This is a genomic window from Klugiella xanthotipulae (genome assembly GCF_006716695.1).
Taxonomy (GTDB): Bacteria; Actinomycetota; Actinomycetes; order Actinomycetales; family Microbacteriaceae; genus Klugiella; species Klugiella xanthotipulae.
The window spans coordinates 1,124,580-1,146,456 of the sequence record NZ_VFPN01000001.1; the positions used below are offsets into that span (position 1 = coordinate 1,124,580).

Here is a 21,877-nt window from a genome sequence, read left to right on the forward strand (position 1 = left end):
ATTCCTCAGGCTTCGCGGGGCACCACACCCAGATGCCGACACGACTCCTCGTAGAGAGCGACAATTTCGCGCCGAATGTCAGAGCGCTCCGTGATGGGCTGGGACCAGGCGACCCGAACATCCTGGGTCCCTGTCCCATCGGTCACCGACCAGATACCACCCGCGCCGTCAACCCCCACCATGACGGATTCGGTGGCCTGGGGCCGACCAAACGCACGCACGATGAGAAGGTTGTCCTCGCTATGCTCACCGTTCATGTGCCGCAGCACGGCAGCAACAACCGCCGGGTCAAATTCAGTCATGATGACCACAGTAGTAGGCATATACACAGGAGCATAAGCGATAGACTCCTGGATTAGTTCACTACAGATACTCAACCTATGAGGGGGCGACGTGAGCTTTTTTTCGTCTAAGACTCTGCGCACGCTTGCCGCAACCGGTGTCATAGCGGTCTTGTTAGGCGTCTCGGGCTGCACCGAAGACGGGGCACTTAACCTTGACGGGCCGGGCGACCAAGCCCTGAGCGACACCACCACCGAGCGCCTTCAGACCGCAGTGACCGAAGCCATGCAAGCGGCGGGTGCCTCCGGCGCCCTCGTCGGCGTATGGGCCCCCTGGGCCGGCAACTGGGAGGCCGGAATCGGCACCACCGAGACCGGGGGCGGCTCTGAGGTGACCACCGATATGGCCTTCCGGGTCGGCCACGTGAGCGGCATGATGACATGCGCCGTACTGCTCGCTATGGTTGATGACGGCGTTGTCGGGCTCGACGATAAAGCCGCCGACTACCTCGCCCACCAGGCCGGGATCACGGGAATCACGCTCCGCCAACTCTGCCAGGGCACCTCCAGCCTCGGCGATTTTGAGCCGGGCCTCCGCGCACAATTCGACAAGAACCCCACGCGTATCTGGCCCCCCGGAGAACTCATCTCAAACGGGCTCGTGATGAGCCCCGATCCGCTCACCCCCGGCACCCTCTACGCGAAGAGCTCCACCAACATGGTTGTGCTCGGCCGCGCTCTTGAGGTGGCAGCGAACAGCAGCTGGGAAAATCTGATCAACAAGTATCTTTTTGGCCCGCTGAGCCTGAGCCACACCAACTACCCGGAGGCATCCGAGCTCACCCTGCCCACGGACTCCCTCCCCGGCTACGCGATTGTACCGAAAGACGGTGTGCCCGATTGCGCGAATCCGATCCCGATAGAGAAACTCTCCAACTCGATGCTGGCGCAGGCTGGCGGCGTTACCTCCACCCTGTCCGACCTTCAGCGCTTTGCGAGCGGTTACATGGACGGCAATCTCCTGAACGAGGGCAGCACGGCGAGCATCATCGAGACGGCACCCCTCACGGCACCCAAGCTGGACGATACGGGCAACCCCGTGCCTCTCACCGCCGAGGAGCAGGCGGCAGCCGACCTGACCGGTTCCGGCCTGGGCGTCATCAAGAACGGCCCGCTCTACGGTCAAAGCGGCTCCATCCCCGGATACACCACGGCACTGCTGCACGATCCCACGAGCGGACTCACCATTGCCGTCGTGATTAACTCGTCGGCCGTGAAGAGCGACTTTGTCACCCAGCTGGCCCTGCGTCTTGCGTCGATTATCGCCGAGACGGACGGCGGCGAGACCTTCTCCGTCACCTGGACCGAGGCCGACACGACCGCCGCCATGGAGACATACCGGGTCTGCCCCGCCCCGTAAGATCACAGCGGATGCCTACCGACGGCACAGCGGATTATCGCAATTTTGCACGAGCGAACTGGTTATGTGGCTCATGACCGTGTCGAGAGCCTGAAAATTGACTACACCATATTTGCATTTATAGAGTCACCGGCCACACCGTTGAAATTGACTTTTTATCTAATGAACACTTGCGGCATTCAAGATTTCGGGAAAAACCATTGCTTTCCCAATGAACATTGTTACGATGGGCACATCGTGATCTCTATCGCGATGACCGCACGTATTCTTAGGGGGGTCTGTGCGGTGTGACAGAGAGCGGTTCTGAAGGGGAACGCTCTCACGTGCTCAACGCGAGCGAACTATTTTAGGGATAGTCCGCGCGCGTTAGTTGGCCTGCGCCGGTAATTCTTTAGGGAAAATTGCCGCGGAGCGGAGCTTATCGCCAATTGTTTAATGCGTTATTTCAGCATGACATGACGGGCACTCCTACGTCAGCAGCACATCCAGTCCCCTCTACTTCTGTCGCGCTGCGATTGAAAGGCCACATGAAACTCCACGCATTCAGAGTCATCACTGCCACCGCAATTGCGGCGGCGCTCTGCGCTCCCGCTAGCCTTGCGCTTGAAGCGGAGCCTGCCAGCGCTGCCACATCCTCGCCCGATCAGGTCATCAATATCCCGATCAACCACGGTGGTGTGGGGTCAGTTAATTCGGGCTTCATCCCGCTTCCAGACAGCCCCCGCGCGGCAATCTCGGGCCGCGCACTCTTGCCCGACGACAACGAACTGGTCACGATGCCCGACCCCGTCTTGCGGGCAGCCGTCCTGCAAAAGGTTGGCGCGTCTACGCTGACGCGTGGCGCCATCCGTCAACTGAGATCTCTCTACGTGACGGATGCGGGCATCACCGATCTGACGGGTCTTGAGTATGCCACGAATCTTGATCTTGTGGACCTGAGCAAGAACGCAATTACCACCATCGAGCCGCTACGTGGCCTGGCGAATATCCGCCAGCTCAACGTCAGTAGCACCAAGATTTCGGATATCGCACCCGTTGCCACGATGCCCATCCTTGACTATCTCCAGCTCAATTGGACATCGGTTTCCGATCTGGGCCCGGTACGTGATCACCCACTGATCTGGCGCATCGAACTCGCCGGCACGAAGGTATCCAGCCTGGAACCGGTGACGAACCTCACCGCGCTCACGGCACTCTATTTTCAAGAAACCCCCGTGAGTGATGTGACCCCGCTGAGCGGACTCGTGAATCTCTACGCGCTCTCCGCGCCAAACACGCAGATCTCGAATCTTCATCCCGTCGCTGGCCTACCCAACCTCGCCGTCGTCAATGTCAACGGAGCTCGCGTTGCCGACCTGTCGATGCTCGACACCTGGCCGAATCTTCGTCAGGTGGGATTCCTGAACCAGCAGGTCACCGGCATACCGGTTGTCGCATCCAAAACGGAGTCAACCTACCGTACGACCGAGGCCACAACGGCACCGTTCACGATGCTCGACGGCGTCGTGCTCACAACCACGACCGATGCCGCCACAACGCCCGAAGGCCTCACCGTATGGTCAGACATTCCGGCCGATGCGACGGGGCTGACGGCGACCGTCTCCGGCGACCCACTGCCCGGCTCCGGCGCGACCTACTCGGCAAACCTGACGTACCCGCTCAGCCGCGCCGACTTCACCAACGGCGACTCCATCGAGATGAACCTGGGTAGCGTCTACCAGTTCCAGTTCAGCGTGGACGCCTCGTTTGTCACCGGCCCATTCACCTTCGTTGACGGATCGGTCCCTGGGCTGTCACTCAGCGACACTGGCGCGCTCACCGGAACCCCGACGGAGGAAGGCACGTTCACGTTGGATATCCGCCGCACCGATGCCTACGGCAACATGATTGACCGCGCCTACACGTTCGTCGTGACGGAAGCGCTCGTCGTGGACCCGGTCGATCCAATCAACCCGGCTGAACCCCAGAAACCGGCCACACCACATAACCCAACCGTTCCCGCCGGGGCAGCCGGTTCTGGTCAACTTTCCACGACCGGTAATGAGGACCTCTCTAGCGTTCTCGCGGCAACCATCCTGGCGCTCCTCGTCGGCGGCGTAATGATCGCCGCAGCCTCCCGGCGCCGACACGCACAGGACGCGAGTTAACGCACAATCCCACAGAAATGGCGTGTTCTCCACCCTTGTCGGGACTCGAGAACACGCCATTTTTAGTGGAAGAATGCCGTGGCGGCGTGGCGGGGTTCGTTCACTCCAGATCACGATTCGGAGGTCTGCCCCTCGACCCGGTCGCTGCGATCTTGTGCGGTTGCGGTCTGCTCCGGCGGCGTTCAACAGTGCAGTCCACGGTCGCTCTTTCCACACGTCCTCAACAGGCTCTCCACAGAGTTATCCACACCTGGGGATCAACAGGTAGATGCCGGTAAAACATTGACTTTCCGGGGATGAGAACCCCAAGATCTCCCCCGGGGCACCAGGTTCCTCCGATCAGAATCCCACACCCTGTGGAGAAAACACCCAGGCAAAACCCAGGGTCCAGGGGAGCGCCCTCGGGGGAACCGGCTACCGCCCAGATCGACCGCACGGATACCGTGGACGGGGATATCTCGAACCGACCGAAACCCCCGCCGCCGATCCTGCCTTCTTCGTGGAGCGAGTGACGGGAATCGAACCCGCGCTATCAGCTTGGGAAGCTGAAGTTCTACCATTGAACTACACTCGCGCATCCGGGCTCAGCCCGAACATCCTCTACCCTACTGGATGATGGAGGTGCCCGCGACGTTACCGCCGCGCGTGCCACCGCAAATAAGCCAGCATCAGGTGATCAGTCACACCCAGTTCGAGGGCGATAGCACCCGGGTCCTCCGTGACTCCCTCATAGCGCCAGAGCAGGGATGGCCGGATAAGCCGACCAGCCGCGATACGATCCGCACGCTCCTCCTGCATCGTCTCGCACCCCTCATCGTCGTGCTCGTGGTGCACAATCTCGTGGGCAATCGTGCTGCGCTCCACCGCGGCGTGCAACCCGGGGCGGACAAACACGGCGCGGTGTTCCAGGGAGTAGCGCGCATTGGAGTCTTCCGGAACATCGCTGCGGTAGATGACGGGTAGGCCAAGCGATACGGCGTGTTCCCACGGGTCGTAGTCGCGGCTACAGTCCGAGTCAACGAGCGTATCTCGGCCGTACATCGGCGCTGCGGCCACCGGCAGCTCCAGTTGAGTCACGGTGTTCTCAGATTCTCATCCGGACTCTTGCGATCGGTTTTCTTGTCGGCGGCCATTTTCCCCCAGTCAACGCTCGTGGTGTGCAGGTCCTCAGTCTGTCCGATGGGTGTGACATTCGGACGCTCCGGCTCCCACGAAGCCTCCACCCCGGCAGGCTGCTCGCTACCGGCGACAGCGCGACGAAGGGTTTCTTCGGCAAGCTGGCGGTCGGTCGCATTCTGCAGGGCGGCCTCCACGGCCATCGTCTGCGCCTCGCCCTCGGTAATAAAGCCCGCGGCGACGAAGACGGGAAGCATCGTGAGGTTGTAGGCGCGACAGACGCTCACAACCGACTCCACCTTGACCTCAGATTTGAGCTGCTTGTAGAGCTTGCTGGGCTCGACTCCGGAACGGAGGGCGAGAGCGCGGAGGCTCTTCTCGCCGGTGAGGGACAACAGGTGCTCTTTGAAGGTCGAATTCACGTGTCCAGTCTGATGAATTTTTGCAACACTGTCAACCCCAACATCCGCGAATATTCACCAAAGCTTCGATATTTCATGAACATGTGCAATAGATCAACTTGCGAGTCCCCGCATGATGGTGAATACTTTCAATATATAGAAGCAAGTTTTCTACACAATGGGGGACAGAGATGTCAAGTTCAGTACGGATACGGTCGGGGCTACTACAACGACTCCGCGAGACGCGGGGGATCGTCAACGAGTTGGAACAAGCGCGCCTCCTGGGCGTGGACCGCAGCACACTACGCCGGGTCGATTCCGGCAAGGCCCCCTCAAGCGCATTCATGGCTGCCGTCCACGACGCCTTTGGCCTCAGCCTGGGCGAAGCCTTCGAAATCGTCCCCGGCACCACCGGAGAGGAGGCCTGATGAACGGCACCACGATGACCCACAGATGGCTCACCGAACGCGAGGTCGCCGAGAAAACCGGCGTCGCCGTCTCCACCCTGCAAAACTGGCGCAGCCTGGGCGGACGCGGACCCTCCTTCGCCAAGGTGGGCCGCCTCGTTCGCTACTCCCTGGACGCCGTTGACGAGTGGATGGCAGAGATGGAACGCCAATCACCCACCAGGGTTTAGCCCGACCTCCCCCACACGTCGCACAACCGACCGCCTCGGCGGGCTCAACCAGCATTCCGGTTGCTCCTCGACGATCCACACCCACCGGCGGGAAGCACCCCGCCGCACATCTCCCAGGAGCCAACACCATGAAAAATCTCTTTACACCCGGCCGCTCCCTCGTGACCGGAGGATCCATAGCGGGGGGCCCCACCACCACCGTCGAAAACCGCGCACACTCCTGTGGCCGCTGCCACAACCCCTTCACGGGAGGCCGCGAAGACTGTCCACGTAACCTGAGCAACCCCCGCCGAATCGGAGCACCCCGACCACCTCAAGACGACCCGCTCGCGTCGGCGGCCAGCACGACCCGCAGCCCCACCCCGCTCGCCTTCCTCCCGTCGTCCGACGCAGCACAACAGGGGGACCTCAATGACTGACCTACTCGCCGCAGTTGATGCGCTCACCGCCCCCGTTCAGGTGACCGTCACACGGGATGACGGCACGACCGAAACCGTTGAACAGCCCCCTCTCCTCACCCAGCTGCACAACGCCATCGGCGGGGGCGTGGGTACCGGCTCCTCCGGAAGCGCCAAACACGAGCGCTCCGTGATCGACGCGGATGCCCTCTACCGGTTCACCCTCATCGCCACGCAGGTCTCCGATTGGTGCCGAATCGCGAATGTCGTACCCACCCGGAATCCCACGGTTGACCTCCGCGCCTGGTATACGGCCTATCAGGCCATGCGTACCTCCGACGCCCCGGCCACATTCGCGGTGCGCCAGCTCCGCGAATGGCGGGCGCAAATTCTCGACAAGCTGGAGCCGGCCCGGATGCAGGACCTGCCCTATCCGTGCCCAGCATGCAAAGCCACATCGTGGTGGAACCCCAGCACGGGTTCGGAGTACCAGCGCCCCCTTGTCCTGAGCTACCGCGTTGACGGCGGCGAAAGAGATATTGGAGCCCACTGCCGGGCCTGCGATGCTACCTGGAACGCCCGCGAGCTCGCCTGGGAGTTGGAAGCCCGCGCGACCCTCCTCGCCGATCAGGTTCAGCGCCTCATGACCCCCTCATAACCCACCCGCGCGACCCTGCGCGTCGGCTCCGGCCCGGCGCGCAGGGTCGCGCCCACACGCCCCCCGACGCTTCGGCGTTCTGCATGTCCAACACCACCACGTCATCGCGTCACGCCGATGCGGTGTCGTGAAGACCACGTAAGGACCACACTATGCTCATAAACCTTGCCACCAACCCATCTTTTGAAACGGTGGTACTGAATCTCGGGGACGTGAACGGCAGCAATGCCTCCACCACCATCGTCGGCTGCAGCACGACGGGGTCGGGACTGAAGATCACTCCGCAGGTTGACTCGACAGGGGACCATATCCTCCGGGCTACCTACACCACACCACCCACCGCGGATACGGCGATTGGGCTGACCTCGGCCAACATCACGACCAACCGCGAGTACACACTCCTGGTCGAACTCCGGGCATCCCGCGAACTCAATTTAAAACTCCAGATCAGGGGCGCATCAGGCGACCTGTACGCCGTAGGGACCCAGTGGCAGAGCCTCCGACTGATCGGGTCGGCGGGCTCGGGGGCCCTCGCAACCTCAACGGGGGTACTGATCCCCGCATCCGCCGCGGCCCGTCTCGGCGACTGGATCGAGGTGAAAACGGTGTGCCTCCTCGACGGGTCTTTCGAGGGGCCGTACTTTGACGGCACGATACCCGAGGCCGAGTGGGCCGGGGAACCCCATAAGTCGCAGTCTCTCCTCTCTGAGGAGGCACTCTCCACCGTCAACGGCGACATCGAGCGCTGGAGCTCGGGGGAAGCTCGACCACACACCGACTTCATGCCGGTGCGCAACGTGCGAAAGTACGGGGCCACCGGTGACGGGGTAACCGATGACACCGCCGCCCTCCAGGCCGCCCTCGATGTGGGTGACAGCACCGCCATCGTCTTCCTGCCCGCGGGCTGCTACCGGATCACGAAACCCATCACGTGGGACCCGTACCGGGCCCAGCTCCACGGCCAAGATGCCTCGGTATTCTGCGACATTAGCAACCCCAACACCTACGCGGTGCGGGTCTGCTCTTCAGCCCGCTTCCCGGGCGGTTCACCCGCACGAAACACTCTCGTAACGAACGGCGGTATCGAGTTCTACACAACCAACTTCCGCTGCAACGGGATGCTCTTCAAGGGCGCTGTCGGTAACGATAGCCAGGTCGGTGGCTCCTACGAGAGCGGGCGACGGAAGAACGGCCACCTGACCGTATCCAATATGGTGCTTCGCGGGTTCAATATCGCCCACAGCATTGAGGACTACACCTACATGGCCGGATTCCGCGATTCGGTTTTCCGGTACAACAAGACCGCCCTCTACATGCCCAAGAGCGGTATCGACCGCGGTGAGCGCGTCTACTACGAGAACTGCGCCTTCACCAATAATGATCGATACACGTGGATGATCCACATGGAGGCCACGGAAACCTTCCAGTTCATCAATTGCTCCTTCGACTGGATGGCGATGTTTCTGCGGGTGGACGATGGGTCCAAGGTCAACCTCATCAGCTGCCACATCGAGAGTCCCAGCGACCCCCGCCCCCCGGCCGGCCAGTACGACCCCTCGCCGATGCTGCGCGACAACGAGATCCTTCTGGGGATCGGGGGCGACCAGTTCAACAACCGCTGTTTTGTGAACGTGACGGGAACGGGTGCGCTGAACATCACCAATTCGGTCATCACGCTCAACTACTACGAGATGGACCAGACGGTCAACCCGCTGCCATTTGTGTTCCACATCAGCCCGTGGGCATCGGTCAATATCCACCAGAGCTACATGAAGACACCCTCGGTGCGGGCACTCTCCTCCGGGGGTGGGCGGCTCACCATCAGCCAGCCCAAGTTTTGGACGCAGGACGAGTTCATTCCTATGCTGGGGCTCAACACCAAACATAACCGTCTTCGGGATGGCCAATTTCCGAGGGCGACGGTGTCGGATACCTGGGGCCACCTGAACGGGGGAACGGGTGCTGCGACCGCGGTAACCAGCCCCGTCATCCACTCCTCATCGATTCGAATGGTGCACGGAACCACTGCAGCGGCAGAGTTGCGGGTCACCCTTCCGGTTTCGGGGCCACTGCGGGTCGCCGGAGTCTCGGTTAAACTGCGCGCCGACGGTACCCGGCCGGCCGGAAAGATCAACACCGTGCGGATGGATTTTCTCGACCGAACGGGCACCGTGCTCGGCTCGATGTACGACGAGTTTGGGCGCAACCCGATCACACTCTCTTCCACAAAGTGGACCACCTACCAATTGGTGCGAGACGTGGATCACGAGACCTGGTGGAACTCTGACCTGGTGACGAATATGCGGATTGCCTTCGTGCGAAGCAGCGGGTCAAACGGTGAGACGTTCTACGTTGGTGAGGCGTTTGTGAACTACTTCGGCTAGTCACTGAGGCCCGCCCGGGTGGTGCGTAACGGCGTCCGGGCGGGCCCCTTTCTCTGCAAAGAATATTTGCCTCTTTGTGTTGCTTAATTGCAACATTTTGCCTAGAGTAAGTACCGAGCTCCTACCGCTGTATCTATAACAGGCGGTGAGGAGCTTTTTGCTGGCCGCCCGCGACGGGCCGCCCACCGACGGGGTAACAATCGGGCCACCGACGCCACCGTCACACACGCTCGCGCACCATCGGCATACCGCCGCGCCCGAGCGCCCCATCCCCACGGACGCCGCCGCGCGTCCACACAACGAAAGAAATCATGGAAAATTTTTATTCACGCTATACCTTTACCCCCGAGATCACGAGCCTGGGCAGCGGCTATGCGCTGACCAACCCCGGCGTATCAACGCTCTTTACCACCGTTGAGCCCATGACCGGCACCACCATCGCCCGCGTACAGTTCACCGCCAACACAACCGAACCGGGGATCGGATTTAGCATCGAGGAGCTTGCCCGCAACACGCAATACACCCTCATAGCCTACGCGCGCCTCACTACCGCCATCACGGGTCGCAGCATCACAGCCAGGGGGCGAGTGGGCAGCATCTGGGATCGCGCAGACACGCCACTCCCGCTGACCACAAGTTGGCAACGTATCACCCTCACAAAGACCACCCCCACCGCATTCCGCAACTACGCCGCCGACGGCAGTCAGCAGTCACCGTTCTGGAATATAACCGGTCCCTACACCGGTCTCTTCTTCGACGCCGTGCGGACGGGTGACGAGATTGAGGTCAAACTCCTGTCGGTCATCGCGGGGGGCACCGCCCCCACCGCAACAATCACACAGATCCCCTCCGCCTATACCCGCAACGTTGTGACAGACTACGGTGCCGTCGGAGACGGGGTGCACGATGATAGCGACGCCCTGGAGAAGGCGCTCAATCTGGGCGGAGCGCTCGCCACCGTCGTCTTCCCGCCCGGCACCTATCGCATTAAGAGGCAGCTCACCTGGGACCCCTACAGCGCCCAACTACACGGAACCGGTGCCAGCATCTGGTGTGACCTGAACACGGCAACCCCGGAGGCAACAACGCCCGCGACCAAGGCCGCCGGAACAGCCACAAACCGCGACAGCTACGCCATCAGAGTCGTCTCCTCGGCACCGTTCCGCAACGGGTCAACGGCGCATAACCGACTCGTGCACAGCGGTGGCATCCGCTTCTTCGCGCGAAACAGGTCCTGTAACGGCCTGCTCCTCGAGGGTAAAATTGGCGAGTCTCAATCGGTCAACGGCACCTTCGAACGGGGTCGCCGCAAAGATGCCCATCTGACTTTTAACAATCTCGTTTTCGAGGGTTTCAACATCGCCCACTGCATCAGCAGCTACACCTTCATGACGGGTTTTCGCGATTGCACCTTCCGCGACAACAACACGGCCGCCTACCTCCCGGCCGCCGAGATGGGCGCGGTCTCCTACACGGAGAGCGGCGTTCCCATCACCAAGGCATCGGCACCCACCCGCCACGTAGACCGCGGCGAGCGCATCTTCTACGACAACTGCGACTTCGTGAACAACAATCGTTTCTCCTGGCTGATCCACCTGGCCGCCGGCGAAACCTTCCAGTTCATGAACTGCTCCTTCGACTGGTTCGGGATGCTGTTGCGCGCGGAGAACGGTGCCAAGATCAACATCGCCAACAGCCACATCGAGTCCCCGGGCGACGGGCAGATGCTGCGTGGATCGCGTCACCCAAATTCAACCGACAACAGCGAAGTCATCACCTATGTCAACCAGTCCAACACCGGCGACCCCACGGACGCTGACGACTCCGCCTTCATCAATAAGTGTTTTGCCTCGGTACACAGCAATGCCTCGGTGAACATTTCACAGACCGTAATGACCGTCAATTATGTGGACGAACCGCCCCACATCCCCAACCCGGTCCCGTTCCTCTTCTACATCAGCCCACTCGGGAGCGTCAGCCTCGACCAGTGCTCCCTCCACACACCCGCTGTGGAGGCCTTCAGCACGGGCGGCGGACGGATCTCGATCACCAACCCCCGGTTTGCGACCGAGTCCTACGATATCCCCCTGCTGGGGCGTAACCCCCAGCACGACCTGATGCCACAGGGCACCCACCGGATCACAAACAGCACGACCAGCTTTCCGGCGCTCTCCGGATGGACAGCCATCAACGCCAGCGTGACGGGCGTCGAGAGCAAAAATTCCCGCGAGATTAAGATTACCCAGACGGCTGCGGGCGACTTCAGCGCGGCACTCGTGATTCCGGTAACAGGCGTCGGACGAATCACGGGGTTCAGCTTTGACGTGGAGGGAGACGATATCCTCGGCCGACCCCACATCGACTTCAATGATGCCCGGGGCAACACGATCGGACGCCTCTTTGAGGAAAACAAGAAAGCGTACCTCACCACCACCGCGACAACCTCCTCGTGGGGGGTCACGGTCTCTACCACGCGCACACACTACCGTCTCGTTCGCCACAACGATCACCAGGGAGTTGACTGGAGCTATCAGCTGGGCTGGAATCCCCAGGCCGTGAGGAATATCCGCATTGTGCTCCCCTGCCGCAACACCGTGACAACCGAGGGGGGCACGACGAAAACCGATTATTCCGGTAGCGCTGGCACGTCTTTCACGATCAGTAATATGCGGGTCAACACCTACGGATAATCGCACGGGTGCGCCCATGCGGGAAGAATAATTGAAAATATTCTTCCCGCATTGTGTTGCTTATCTGCAACGACTTGTGTAAATTTATCAATGAGCTTCTACCGCTGTCTAAAAAACAGGGTGGACCAACTCACACAAGCCCCCTCAGGGAAGGTGCCGCGTCACACCGCGCGGCACACACGGGCGTGTTTCCCCGTTCAACCAGAAACACACGGCAGGCGCTTCTCAGTAACGCCCGTCGGCCGCGCACAGCACAACCGGTTTCTCTCTCTTGTCCGCTGTGCTGTGCGCGGCATTCCGCCCTCGACCACCCACGTCGCGGCGGCATCGTGTCAAAGGAGCCCCCGGATGAATATCCGCACCATCGTCCCCGACGGCCGGAAGTACACCCGTGGCCGCCCCAACGGCACACCCAACCTGTTCGTTATCCATCACCAAGCGGGGTACCAAGAGAACTCGATCCGCGCACTCACCACCGGCCAGGGTGCGCCCTCGGCCAACTACATCATCTCCGGTGCGGATGTCGTGGCCTCGGTCCCCGAGGGAGACACCCCGTGGACCAACAACAACTGGGCGAGCAACACAAAGTCGATCACTTTTGAGTTGGCCAACGCACCGGGTATGCAGCCGCCCAGCCAGGCGACCCTTGAGTCGGCGGCACAGATCATGGCGTCCGCGGCTCGGCGGTGGGAGTACTCCCTGCCGCTACGCCGCGGAGTCAACGTCTACGGCCACAACGAAGTCGCAGATAAACCCACCGCCTGTCCGGGCGGTACCAACCTGAGCTGGCTCATCGCCCGCGCCAACCAGATCCTGGAATCATCCCCTCCCGGTTCAAGCGTTGGTGCCGCTGCACCGCCAGATCAGGAAGCTCTCGCACAACAGGAGGTTGCGCGGGTATTCGCAGAGATAAGGAGAAGTGGAATGGCCTACATCCACGTGAAAGGAACAAAAACGCACATCCTCGTGGGGGTGGACGCGCGCTACCCGATTAAAGGGCTCAAATCCGAGTCCAAACGCGGCATCACCACGTGGTCAGGGCAGGGCGAGATCGCCCTCTGCCGCGACATCTGGGGAGAGCCGCGACTGATTAGCGCACGAGGATACGAGATTCTCGCAGATATCCTCACCCGGGACGAGCCGGGGAACGGCGGCGTCCGGGCGTGACGCCCGAGAACCCACCACGAGGGGGGAGAATGCGCATGGTCAATGATCCCAAATCCTATTCGCTGGCCGAAGTCGTCCGACTTATGGCCCGCATGGAAAACAATCTCATCGAGATTAAAAGCGATATCCAGCGACTCGAAGCCAACTACGTGACCCGGGCCGAGTGGGAGCTTTTTCGCGAGCACGTCGCACTCGAGCTCAAGCGCGTTCGCGAAAAACACGAACGAGACCTGACGCGCTTTGAACGTCGCTCAACCTCGTGGGTACCCTACGGGGCCCTCGGCGTATCGGCCCTCGTGGCCATCATTACACTCATCCGTGCCATCGTACCCGCTTGACAGAAAGGAGCATCATGGTGCGTCGCCGTTCATCAATTGCCCCGGCCACACCGTTTGTGCACGAACTGGAGGACTCGGCAGAAGCCGCGGCACTCGCCGCGGTTGAAGTCGAAGCCGAAGAGGAGGCCGAAGCCCAGAAAGTGGATGTCCTCCTGGCCGCCGCCGCAGAGGCCGAGACCGCCCGCGAGCTAGCTAAGGTCCGCACCGCCAACCGGCTGGATAGCAGACAGCGCGTCCTGCGTGGCCTGCTGCAGGTGGTCGTCTCTCTGCTGCCGATCCTCCCGCAGTTGCGCGAGATCGTCCTCGGCACCTGGTCGTCGCAGTGGCTCGTTGCCACGATGGGGCAGCTTATCGCTATCCAGGTAGTACTCACTCAGATCATGGCCATCCCGGCCGTAGACGGGTGGCTGGGCCGGCTCGGCCTCGGAAAGGAGACTCGCGATTCATACACCACCTGACGCCTGGCCCCCGCATTCGGTTCCTCGGAACCCAAGGCGGGGGCCAGGCGGTCGTTAACGACGATACATTTCGCTCGTGTGTTCACGCTGACCTGTTCTCGCGCAGCCACAGCGTGAGCAGATACTCACTCACCCCCAGGTCGCTCGCCCAGGCGGCCACATCCGAGCGCTCCTGGGCCAGCCACAGCACCCGCTCGCGACTAATCAGGTTGCGTGCCGCAAAACGATCGGCCTGCAACTCGTACTTTTCGCTCGTACCGCTGTGGCCGAGTACCGCGTGACCCAGCTCATGAGCGAGAGTATTTCGCTCATGCACGGCACCCATCCGCTGCTGCAGGAAGACGGTGCGCGCCTCGGGCACCCACAGCCCCCTGCCGGAATGCAGCCGACGATAGACGATGCTAACGCCCAGCTCTTCTGCGTGTTGGAACGGATCGTACATGAGGGGTAACGGCCTTTCGTGTGCTGTACCGCCACCCGAACGAAAAACCGGGTCGGCATTTGGTACTCCTCCAGTGTGACCGACACCACCGACATTCCATGCCGGTACCCGCCAACCCACACACACTAGGCTGTAATCGTGCTTCTCTCAGACCGCGACATCACCGCCGAATTGTCCGCCAGCCGCATCGGGCTCGACCCCTACGACCCCTCCATGGTCCAGCCCTCCAGTGTTGATGTGCGCCTCGACCGCTTCTTCCGCCTCTTTGATAACCACAAATACCCCTTCATCGACCCGTCGGTCGATCAGCCCGACCTCACCCACCTGATCGAAACGGATGGCACCGACCCGTTCATCCTGCACCCCGGCGAATTTGTGCTCGGCTCAACCTTCGAGAAAATTTCCCTGCCCGACGACATCGCCGCACGCCTTGAGGGGAAGAGTTCGCTGGGTCGCCTCGGCCTACTCACGCACTCCACCGCGGGGTTCATCGACCCCGGATTCTCGGGTCACGTCACTCTCGAACTCTCCAATGTGGCCACCCTCCCCATCAAGCTGTGGCCCGGCATGAAGATCGGCCAGCTGTGCTTCTTCCGGCTGTCCTCTGCCGCCGAGCACCCCTATGGCTCGCAGGAGTACAGCTCCCGGTACCAGGGGCAGCGTGGGCCGACGGCGTCCCGCTCGTTCCTCAACTTCCACCGGAGCGATGTTACCGTGACGGATGCCGGCAGCCCAGGTCGGTAATCTTCACTTTCCCGCGGGCCCTTCGCCGGTTACGCTGGAATGCATGAGCGTGCCAACAGCCCAGACCTTTGCAAGCCATCTGGTTGCGGACGCGCCCACCGCCGCCTACCCATCCCGCATGGCCCTGTTCGGCCGCCTCGTGGGAACATGGTCAATCGCCAACGAATACTTCAACGAGCGCACCCAGGAGTGGTCCGAGTCCGACCGCACCTGGGTATTTTCCTACGTGCTCGGCGGCCGCGCCGTGCAGGATGTGATCACGGGCTCCGCCGATTGCACGGGCAACCACGACGAGGCGTTCGGCTCCTCCGTGCGCGTCTATGACGCCTCCATCGGGGCGTGGCGGGTGAACTGGTTTGGCACGGCCACCAACGAGTTCTGCGCGCTGGTGGCCATTGACCGTCACGGCGATATCCTGCAGGATGGCACACAGACAGATGGCCGTCCCATCCGCTGGAACTACCTCAATATCACCGAGAAATCCTTCGATTGGGAAGGCTACGTCTCCAATGATGAGGGCCGCACCTGGTGGTTGCAGCAGCGAATGCTCGCCACCCGCAGGGGATAAGGCCCACCCTCTCCCCGGTCACCCCCGACGGTCAATCTCCGATTGGATCTCGCACAGCAACTCCTCCCGGTAGACCAGTGCAACGTCGTATCCGCTCACCTCAATGGTGGCAATGTCACGCGTGAACGGATCAACCGCGGCCTCCGCCTCGTGCCGCGCCAGCATGGCGGCGCGCGTCATGGCCAGACCCTGACCGATTGCGCGGCGCACCGCCCGAGCCTCAGGAGAGTGGTCGAGACCGTTGTAGATGTCCTCCGCGCTTGTCTGGTTAAGGTCGATGCGGCCCTGAAGCGTCCGCCAATCGGCCCCCCAATCACCAGCACGGCGTTTCTGGGCGGTGAGACGCTCCGCATCCTCCCCCTCTGCGCGCACTCGAACAATCTCGTCGGCGCGGTGCCTGGCCTGCTGGGTTAGCTCCTCGGCCGCCTCCCGCATCTCGGCGAGCATACTGTTAAGGTGAATTGACCGACTCATCGCGCCCCCACCGACCGACCAGCGCCACCACCGGGTGACGATTCAGGCCCGGAGGAGCCCCGCCCAAGTACGCCCAGGACCCTGTCCCGAATACGTTTCAACAGGTCACCCACATCGTCCGCCTCCCCTTCTAGGTTCCGCAAAAACGCCAAGAAATTATTGACAGCCTCCAGCACCGTGTTCGCGGCATCGGCGGCGTCCTGCGACCAGGTGGCGATCCGATTCCGAAGGTTGCGGATGTCGTCAATGCGTCCACAAATATCATCGGCCCCGGACACGAGGTGCGACAGATTCTTCAGATGCTCGATCAACAGATTGATGGTGTTCACAATCACCGCGAGCGCCGCCTTCATCAGGCGGATCAAGTTCTCCAAGAACTCGGCAATCGAAAAGCAAACATCCGGATAGTCTGCTAGCCGCTCTGCAACAGCTTGGTTCTGTTGCATAAACGCGCTAGCGGCCTGACCCTCCCACCTGCCGACGAGTTGGGCCGGGATCGATTCCAGGTTCTCCGCCGTCGCAGCAATGGCCTTACCAACCCCCGTCCACGCATCGGCGGCGAGTTGCATAGCCCCCCAGTCGCCCCCAAGCGGCTTCACAATCCACTCCTCAATGGGACTCCAGCTAATGACCTCGCTCAGCACCCAATCAACCGGACGCATCCACCCCTGGAGTTCGACAACAGTGTCGTGCAGAAAATTATCCGGACCATTCCGAGGAAGAGACAGGCAGGATACCGGGTCGGCTGGCGCGGTAATAGTCACGAGTTGTTCCCCCTCGCCTCAAAATACGACGGGTAGTGGATGTTGCCCCACGAGCCTGACCTCCCAGAACCGTCAGCGGACCCCTGCACACCGTCGGCAAGAGCCTCGGGCTCGGGTACGCTGATCGGGTCACGATTCTCCCAGGCCACCCGCAATTCTTCGGCGGTGCGCCCCAGAGGATCCGTTTCCGCACGACGTTCCCAGGCGGATGCCTCACGCAGCCGATCCACATCGGGGGCTGCTCCGTCACCATCACCCAGAGGGGCAATAGCGAGGGGCAGAGTGTGGTTTTCAAGCGAATCCCTCCCCCCCGGGGGTCCGAGAACAGGGTCAATCGCAACAGCCGGAAGCGGAGTAACGGAATTGTCCGGCACCGGTTCGTGAGCAATTTCTCTCACGGGCCCCTCCTCTGCGGCCGGATCCGCGCTGGCCGGCTCCCCCGCCCCCGGCATTTCCCCACCAGGCACCTCCTGGCCCTCCCCACGGGGCTGGTCGAGGCGACCAATCTCGCGTATTCGAGCCTCCTCCTCTCGAATGGTATCCGCCAGATAACCGGTGAGGTTGTGCGTGACCCCGTCGAACATCTCACCGAGACCTGAGAGGATCTCCCCCGTCACCCGGACGCCCGATGCGTAAAGCCCGCTCAACGGCTTCAGGATGGCACCCCACTCACCACCGCCCAGGTCACCGTGTGCGGTGAGAACTCCGCTTGCCCTCTCGACAGCGGCCCGTTGATCCCGGTAAAAGCCGGTCAACTCCGGAAAAACCTCCGCTTCCACCACCAGCATGTAATCGTCACTCGCCACACTCTCACCTCTCGTCATCACCCGTTATAGCCGACACCACCGACACCCACAGAAAAGGGCGTCCCGATATCTCGGCAACGCCCCCACCGCTGTGTCTTCGGGTAAAGAATCCGACCCACAACCATGTGACACCCTACGGCATGTGTTATTCACAACGCAATGTGTTTTCCACAGGGGTGACACCGCCCTCCCATCACAACGTTGCCCCCCCGTGGACCCACCGCATGACACGATTCTGGCGATACCCGCGGTTACTCGACGGCCGTGCCCGCCTTCGCCGCACCACTAGCAGCATCAGCCGCCGCGATCCGTGCCGCCGCCCGCTCGTCAGCGCGCTGATCGCGGGCCGCCATCTGCTCCAGCATCGCGTTGTACTCGTTCAGATCAGCATCACCGGTCCGGTCCGCATTGCGATCGGTGCGCTTGGACTCTTTATCGTCATTTTTACTCCACATCACGGCCACCATAATGGCCAGCACGAGGGTGGGGATCTCCCCAATACTCCACGCGATGCCACCGCCGTTCTGTTGGTCAACGAGCGGAAGCGCCCCCCACGTACGACCCATCGCTCCGTACCAATCGGCGAGCATCAGGCCCGTGCCTGTCATAATCGCCAGGCCAAAGAATGCGTGGAATGCCATGGTGCCCAGCAACAGCAACAGTCGGAACGGATAGGGCAAGCGATACTTGACCGGATCAATTCCCACAAGTGATTGGGCGAATAGGTACCCGCTCATCAGGAAGTGCACAAGCATCCACTGGTGCCCCAGGTGCTCGGTTGTCGCCCAACGGAACAGGCCCGAGTAGTAGAACACCCACAGCGACCCGGCAAACATGATGGCCGCAAAGATCGGGTGGGAGATCACGTTGGCCCAGGGTGTGTGCACGGCCCACAGAATCCACTCACGAACTCCGCGCGAGCCATCCTGACGCTTCTTAACCGCGCGGGCAGCAAGCGTCACGGGAGCGCCAAACACGAGCATCACCGGGATGGCCATGGTCAGCACCATATGCCCCATCATGTGCACGCTAAAAAGGTAGCGCTCATATACGTTGAGCGCGCCATTAGTGGCGTAGAAGAGGGCGAGGAGACCGAGACACCACAGCACCGTGCGGTACACAGGCCAGGAGTCCCCCCGCTTGCGTAGTCGCCACACACCGGCCAGGTAGAAGAAGATTCCACACGCCACAATCAACGTCCACAGCGGATCAAAGCGCCACTCGGTAAAGTACGAGCCGATGCCCGTAATTTCCGGCGGAAGGGGTTCGCCGGTGAGGAATTGCGCGGGTTGGGAACCATCCACATCGGAAGCGGGAACCTGTGACACCGGGGTTTGGGTCCGGCCAAGGGCGACCGCAACGCCGGAAGCAGCCCCCATAAAAAACAGTTCGGAGGCGACGAGCACCCAGAAGTAGCGCATCCGCAGCCGGGGTGTCTGTGACATCTTCCCCGTCAGAAATTTCCGCTGGAAAACCCCGCACAACCCGAGGATCGTCAGCAGGCCCACCTTAGACAGCACAAGAATCCCGTAGGGGCCCCACAGGCTCTCAAGCGTTCCCAGGCGCAGCTGAGCACTCACATAACCGGAAAAAGCCACCACAATAAAAGCGAGAAGCGCCAATGACGAGTACCGACCCACCAGGATAATCATCCGTTTGGCCTCCACCCGGGGCGACAGGATGGCCAGGCACACAAGCCCGCCCAGCCACACCGCAGCCGCAACCAGGTGAAGCCCGAGCCCGTTCACAGCGGCATCGTGCCCGGCGCTGCCGGCGGCATGACCCTGCAAAGCCATGGGCACCAGGGACGCCAGGGCGACAACAACAACGAGAAGCAACACGCGTTGGTCTCGCACGGCAAAACACAAAACCGTCACGATCGACGCGAGCAGTATGACAACAAGCCAGGTCTGACCGAGTGGAATCTGGGAGACGAACTGCCCCAGCGCCATCCCAAACTTATCGTCAAAGCCAAATGTGACGTCGGGCGCGATCTCCAGGAAGGTCAGGATCGTGACGGCTATTGCGCTCACGGTGTAGGCACCCGCCGCACCTGCTGCGGTATCCAGCGCCAGGTCGTACTCTTTTTTCCCGGGAGATAGCGCAAAGCACGCCAGGACAAGAGAGCCAATGGCGACTGCAGCCGAGAGATTCACCACTAGTCCGGCGATGGGGCGCCCATAACGAACCGCAGCACCGGGGTCAATCGAAGAGAGCGCGCTGGTCGGCGGGGCGGCTGCTCCACCAACGGCAAGACTGATGAGTAGCGCAATAAGCCCGGATAGCAGCAGAAGACCAGGCCCAACGACGCGGAGTAATCGGGGCACACGTCTACCCTACGCGCTACCGTGGGGTCGAGCACACCGGGCCGGGGTTGTGTGGGCTTTAACCCGAAGAGGGAGCGCCCCCGAGTGGGTGCGCTCCCTCAGAGTCTTGGAAGGACTACTTGACCGAAGCCTTCAGCTTGCTGCCAACGCTCACCTTGACACGCTTGCCCGCGGGGATGTTGATGGTCTCACCCGTCTGAGGGTTGCGACCCGTGCGAGCGGAGGTGTCGGCTGACTCGAAGGCGATCCAGCCGGGAACAGTGACCTTACCGCCAGCAGCAACGGTCTCGGACACGGCAGCAAAGAAGCCGTCAACAACGCTGAGTACAGCAGCCTGGCTCTGGCCGGTCTCCGCAGCGATCTTGACAACAAGTTCAGTCTTGTTCAATGACATTGTGGGTGTCCTCCTTGGACGTTCAGTGCTGCTGAAACTACAGCCCGTTTGTTCTGTCGCTCGGCAAAAGGTTCTGCCTCGCGTGATCGAACGATCGCCTGTAATCTACCAGCTTTTCGCGCAAATTCTGCATTTTTCGGCGGTATTTCAAGATGCAGCGTGTCGTGTTTTCCGTGCGAGCTGCCGTTTCTCCGTGACCGATTGCAGCGTCGTCAGCAGAATCTGGGCGGAGCGCGTCCAGGAGAACGTACGGATGTGCGCGCTCCCGCTCTCGATCACGGCCTCCCTCACCTCAAAATCGTTGAGTTTCCGCACTTTTTCGGCAAAATCTTCGGGACTATCCGGCGCAAAATACAGGGCACCGCCCGCCGCAACCTCCCGGAAGATGGGGAGGTCACTCACCACAGCCGATACCCCGAGGGCAAGCGCTTCCGCCAGGGGCAATCCGTACCCCTCATCTTTGCTTCCACTCACCAAGATGGCGTTATCCCGCAGCAATCGGGCATACTCTTCATCCGTCACCCCGCCGTGAAAAACCACCCGGGAGCCCGACGGAATGATGGCCGCAAGCTCCGCCCTGCGCTGGGGGCTGATCCGGCTCAGCAAGTGCAATGTGTGCTGGGGCAGGCCCGCCATCCCCCGGATAAGCGTCTCCACATTCTTATACGGCATAAACGAGCCCATGTAGATGAGATTGGTGGGAGCCTCCCTCGGCACCTCACGGTAGGGGCTCAGCGCATCATCCGGGCGGGGCGCATTCGGGATCACCACAATCGGTCGCTTCGTCAGCCGCACCCGCTCAAAGTCTCGCTTACTCGTCTCGCTCACGGTCGCCACCATATCCGCCGCGTTCAGCGTTGCCCGCTGAGGCAGGTAGCTCAGGTGGAACATCCGCCACCCCAGCCGGATTGGCCAGGCCAGGTCTCGGGGGGGCGTGCGGTGTCGATAGTAGATCATGTCGTGCAGGGTCAGAATCAGGCCAAAGCGGCGCCCGGCCGTCCCCATTGTTTGCATGGGTGAGAACACCACATCGGGTCGGTGCTTGTTCAGAATGCGCGCCGTCCACGGCTCCTTCGCCGAGGTCGGCGGGTGGATCAGCACGCAATCGGCACCCGCAGGCAGTGAGGCCCGCTGCGCGTCATCGTGGATGAGAAAGGTTACCGGGATGAATTCGGCCAGCGCCGCCCCCAACTCGGCCGAGTACCGGCTGATGCCGTCGTGAAAGTCGGTTCGAATGTAGCGGGCGTCGAACAGAACCTTCAT

The 21,877-nt window shown here is 61.6% G+C and carries 23 protein-coding genes and 1 tRNA gene; 13 read left to right on the forward strand and 11 right to left on the reverse strand.

What is annotated here, in order from left to right:
* Nucleotides 1-5 precede the first annotated feature (5 nt).
* Entirely contained in the window at nucleotides 6-302 is a 297-nt protein-coding gene (locus tag FB466_RS05045; RefSeq protein WP_141916366.1) for a DUF2470 domain-containing protein, read from the reverse strand.
* A gap of 91 nt (nucleotides 303-393) precedes the next feature.
* Here FB466_RS05045 and FB466_RS05050 point away from each other — a divergent pair, with 91 nt between their 5' ends.
* Together FB466_RS05050 and FB466_RS05055 are read left to right on the forward strand one after the other, a co-directional pair.
* Entirely contained in the window at nucleotides 394-1,701 is a 1,308-nt protein-coding gene (locus FB466_RS05050) for a serine hydrolase domain-containing protein (RefSeq protein ID WP_141916368.1), read from the forward strand.
* Nucleotides 1,702-2,228: 527 nt separating this feature from the next.
* Complete coding sequence (locus FB466_RS05055; RefSeq protein ID WP_170206032.1) at nucleotides 2,229-3,848, forward strand: leucine-rich repeat domain-containing protein; 1,620 nt, start codon at nucleotides 2,229-2,231, stop codon at nucleotides 3,846-3,848.
* A gap of 500 nt (nucleotides 3,849-4,348) precedes the next feature.
* On the opposite strand, the gene FB466_RS05060 is transcribed toward FB466_RS05055, so the two are convergent.
* The 3 genes from FB466_RS05060 to FB466_RS05070 form a co-directional block, all read right to left on the reverse strand.
* Nucleotides 4,349-4,422, reverse strand: a tRNA-Gly gene (locus FB466_RS05060).
* 59 nt (nucleotides 4,423-4,481) lie between these two features.
* On the reverse strand, nucleotides 4,482-4,925 hold the full coding sequence (locus tag FB466_RS05065; RefSeq protein WP_141916371.1) for an ImmA/IrrE family metallo-endopeptidase: 444 nt from the start codon (nucleotides 4,923-4,925) through the stop codon (nucleotides 4,482-4,484).
* On the reverse strand, nucleotides 4,922-5,386 hold the full coding sequence (locus tag FB466_RS05070; RefSeq protein WP_141916373.1) for a hypothetical protein: 465 nt from the start codon (nucleotides 5,384-5,386) through the stop codon (nucleotides 4,922-4,924). Before FB466_RS05070 ends, FB466_RS05065 begins: the two co-directional genes overlap by 4 nt.
* A 170-nt stretch (nucleotides 5,387-5,556) precedes the next feature.
* Between FB466_RS05070 and FB466_RS05075 the strand changes: the two genes are divergently transcribed.
* From FB466_RS05075 to FB466_RS05115, 9 genes are all read left to right on the forward strand, one after another.
* Complete coding sequence (locus FB466_RS05075; RefSeq protein ID WP_141916375.1) at nucleotides 5,557-5,793, forward strand: helix-turn-helix domain-containing protein; 237 nt, start codon at nucleotides 5,557-5,559, stop codon at nucleotides 5,791-5,793.
* Nucleotides 5,793-6,002, forward strand: coding sequence for a helix-turn-helix transcriptional regulator (locus FB466_RS05080; protein WP_211344753.1), 210 nt, complete (start codon nucleotides 5,793-5,795; stop codon nucleotides 6,000-6,002). The genes FB466_RS05075 and FB466_RS05080 overlap by 1 nt, the downstream gene beginning before the upstream one ends.
* A gap of 128 nt (nucleotides 6,003-6,130) precedes the next feature.
* Nucleotides 6,131-6,421, forward strand: a complete 291-nt coding sequence (locus FB466_RS05085; RefSeq protein ID WP_141916376.1) for a hypothetical protein — start codon at nucleotides 6,131-6,133, stop codon at nucleotides 6,419-6,421.
* On the forward strand, nucleotides 6,414-7,058 hold the full coding sequence (locus FB466_RS05090) for a DUF7341 domain-containing protein (RefSeq protein WP_141916378.1): 645 nt from the start codon (nucleotides 6,414-6,416) through the stop codon (nucleotides 7,056-7,058). The genes FB466_RS05085 and FB466_RS05090 overlap by 8 nt, the downstream gene beginning before the upstream one ends.
* A gap of 152 nt (nucleotides 7,059-7,210) precedes the next feature.
* Nucleotides 7,211-9,442, forward strand: a complete 2,232-nt coding sequence (locus FB466_RS05095) for a glycosyl hydrolase family 28-related protein (protein WP_211344754.1) — start codon at nucleotides 7,211-7,213, stop codon at nucleotides 9,440-9,442.
* A gap of 311 nt (nucleotides 9,443-9,753) precedes the next feature.
* Complete coding sequence (locus FB466_RS05100; protein ID WP_141916380.1) at nucleotides 9,754-12,132, forward strand: glycosyl hydrolase family 28-related protein; 2,379 nt, start codon at nucleotides 9,754-9,756, stop codon at nucleotides 12,130-12,132.
* A 348-nt stretch (nucleotides 12,133-12,480) separates the two neighbouring features.
* Nucleotides 12,481-13,299 (forward strand): peptidoglycan recognition protein family protein, encoded by an 819-nt coding sequence (locus tag FB466_RS05105; RefSeq protein ID WP_170206033.1) that lies wholly within the window; start codon nucleotides 12,481-12,483, stop codon nucleotides 13,297-13,299.
* A 35-nt stretch (nucleotides 13,300-13,334) separates the two neighbouring features.
* A complete protein-coding gene (locus FB466_RS05110; RefSeq protein ID WP_141916383.1) occupies nucleotides 13,335-13,637 on the forward strand; it encodes a hypothetical protein in 303 nt (100 codons plus the stop codon).
* 14 nt (nucleotides 13,638-13,651) lie between these two features.
* Nucleotides 13,652-14,095, forward strand: coding sequence for a hypothetical protein (locus FB466_RS05115; protein ID WP_141916385.1), 444 nt, complete (start codon nucleotides 13,652-13,654; stop codon nucleotides 14,093-14,095).
* Between the two features lie 82 nt (nucleotides 14,096-14,177).
* On the opposite strand, the gene FB466_RS05120 is transcribed toward FB466_RS05115, so the two are convergent.
* The gene (locus tag FB466_RS05120; protein ID WP_141916387.1) at nucleotides 14,178-14,537 is read right to left on the reverse strand and encodes an ImmA/IrrE family metallo-endopeptidase; all 360 of its coding nucleotides are present in this window, start codon (nucleotides 14,535-14,537) and stop codon (nucleotides 14,178-14,180) included.
* 138 nt (nucleotides 14,538-14,675) lie between these two features.
* On the opposite strand from FB466_RS05120, the gene dcd reads away from it, so the two are divergent.
* Both dcd and FB466_RS05130 read left to right on the forward strand, forming a co-directional pair.
* On the forward strand, nucleotides 14,676-15,281 hold the full coding sequence (gene dcd / locus FB466_RS05125) for a dCTP deaminase (RefSeq protein WP_141916389.1): 606 nt from the start codon (nucleotides 14,676-14,678) through the stop codon (nucleotides 15,279-15,281).
* A 43-nt stretch (nucleotides 15,282-15,324) separates the two neighbouring features.
* Nucleotides 15,325-15,849 (forward strand): hypothetical protein, encoded by a 525-nt coding sequence (locus FB466_RS05130; protein WP_211344755.1) that lies wholly within the window; start codon nucleotides 15,325-15,327, stop codon nucleotides 15,847-15,849.
* Nucleotides 15,850-15,867: 18 nt separating this feature from the next.
* On the opposite strand, the gene FB466_RS05135 is transcribed toward FB466_RS05130, so the two are convergent.
* The 6 genes from FB466_RS05135 to FB466_RS05160 form a co-directional block, all read right to left on the reverse strand.
* On the reverse strand, nucleotides 15,868-16,323 hold the full coding sequence (locus FB466_RS05135; protein WP_141916390.1) for a hypothetical protein: 456 nt from the start codon (nucleotides 16,321-16,323) through the stop codon (nucleotides 15,868-15,870).
* Nucleotides 16,320-17,087: a WXG100 family type VII secretion target gene (locus FB466_RS05140; protein ID WP_141916392.1), complete on the reverse strand. Its 768-nt coding sequence runs from the start codon at nucleotides 17,085-17,087 to the stop codon at nucleotides 16,320-16,322. The genes FB466_RS05135 and FB466_RS05140 overlap by 4 nt, the downstream gene beginning before the upstream one ends.
* Nucleotides 17,084-17,893 (reverse strand): hypothetical protein, encoded by an 810-nt coding sequence (locus FB466_RS05145; protein ID WP_141916394.1) that lies wholly within the window; start codon nucleotides 17,891-17,893, stop codon nucleotides 17,084-17,086. The genes FB466_RS05140 and FB466_RS05145 overlap by 4 nt, the downstream gene beginning before the upstream one ends.
* 251 nt (nucleotides 17,894-18,144) lie before the next feature.
* Nucleotides 18,145-20,220 carry a bifunctional copper resistance protein CopD/cytochrome c oxidase assembly protein gene (locus FB466_RS05150; protein ID WP_141916395.1) on the reverse strand — a complete coding sequence of 692 codons (2,076 nt, stop codon included), beginning with the start codon at nucleotides 20,218-20,220 and terminating at the stop codon, nucleotides 18,145-18,147.
* 115 nt (nucleotides 20,221-20,335) lie between these two features.
* Nucleotides 20,336-20,614: an HU family DNA-binding protein gene (locus tag FB466_RS05155; RefSeq protein ID WP_141916397.1), complete on the reverse strand. Its 279-nt coding sequence runs from the start codon at nucleotides 20,612-20,614 to the stop codon at nucleotides 20,336-20,338.
* A 147-nt stretch (nucleotides 20,615-20,761) separates the two neighbouring features.
* Complete coding sequence (locus FB466_RS05160) at nucleotides 20,762-21,877, reverse strand: glycosyltransferase family 4 protein (RefSeq protein ID WP_141916399.1); 1,116 nt, start codon at nucleotides 21,875-21,877, stop codon at nucleotides 20,762-20,764.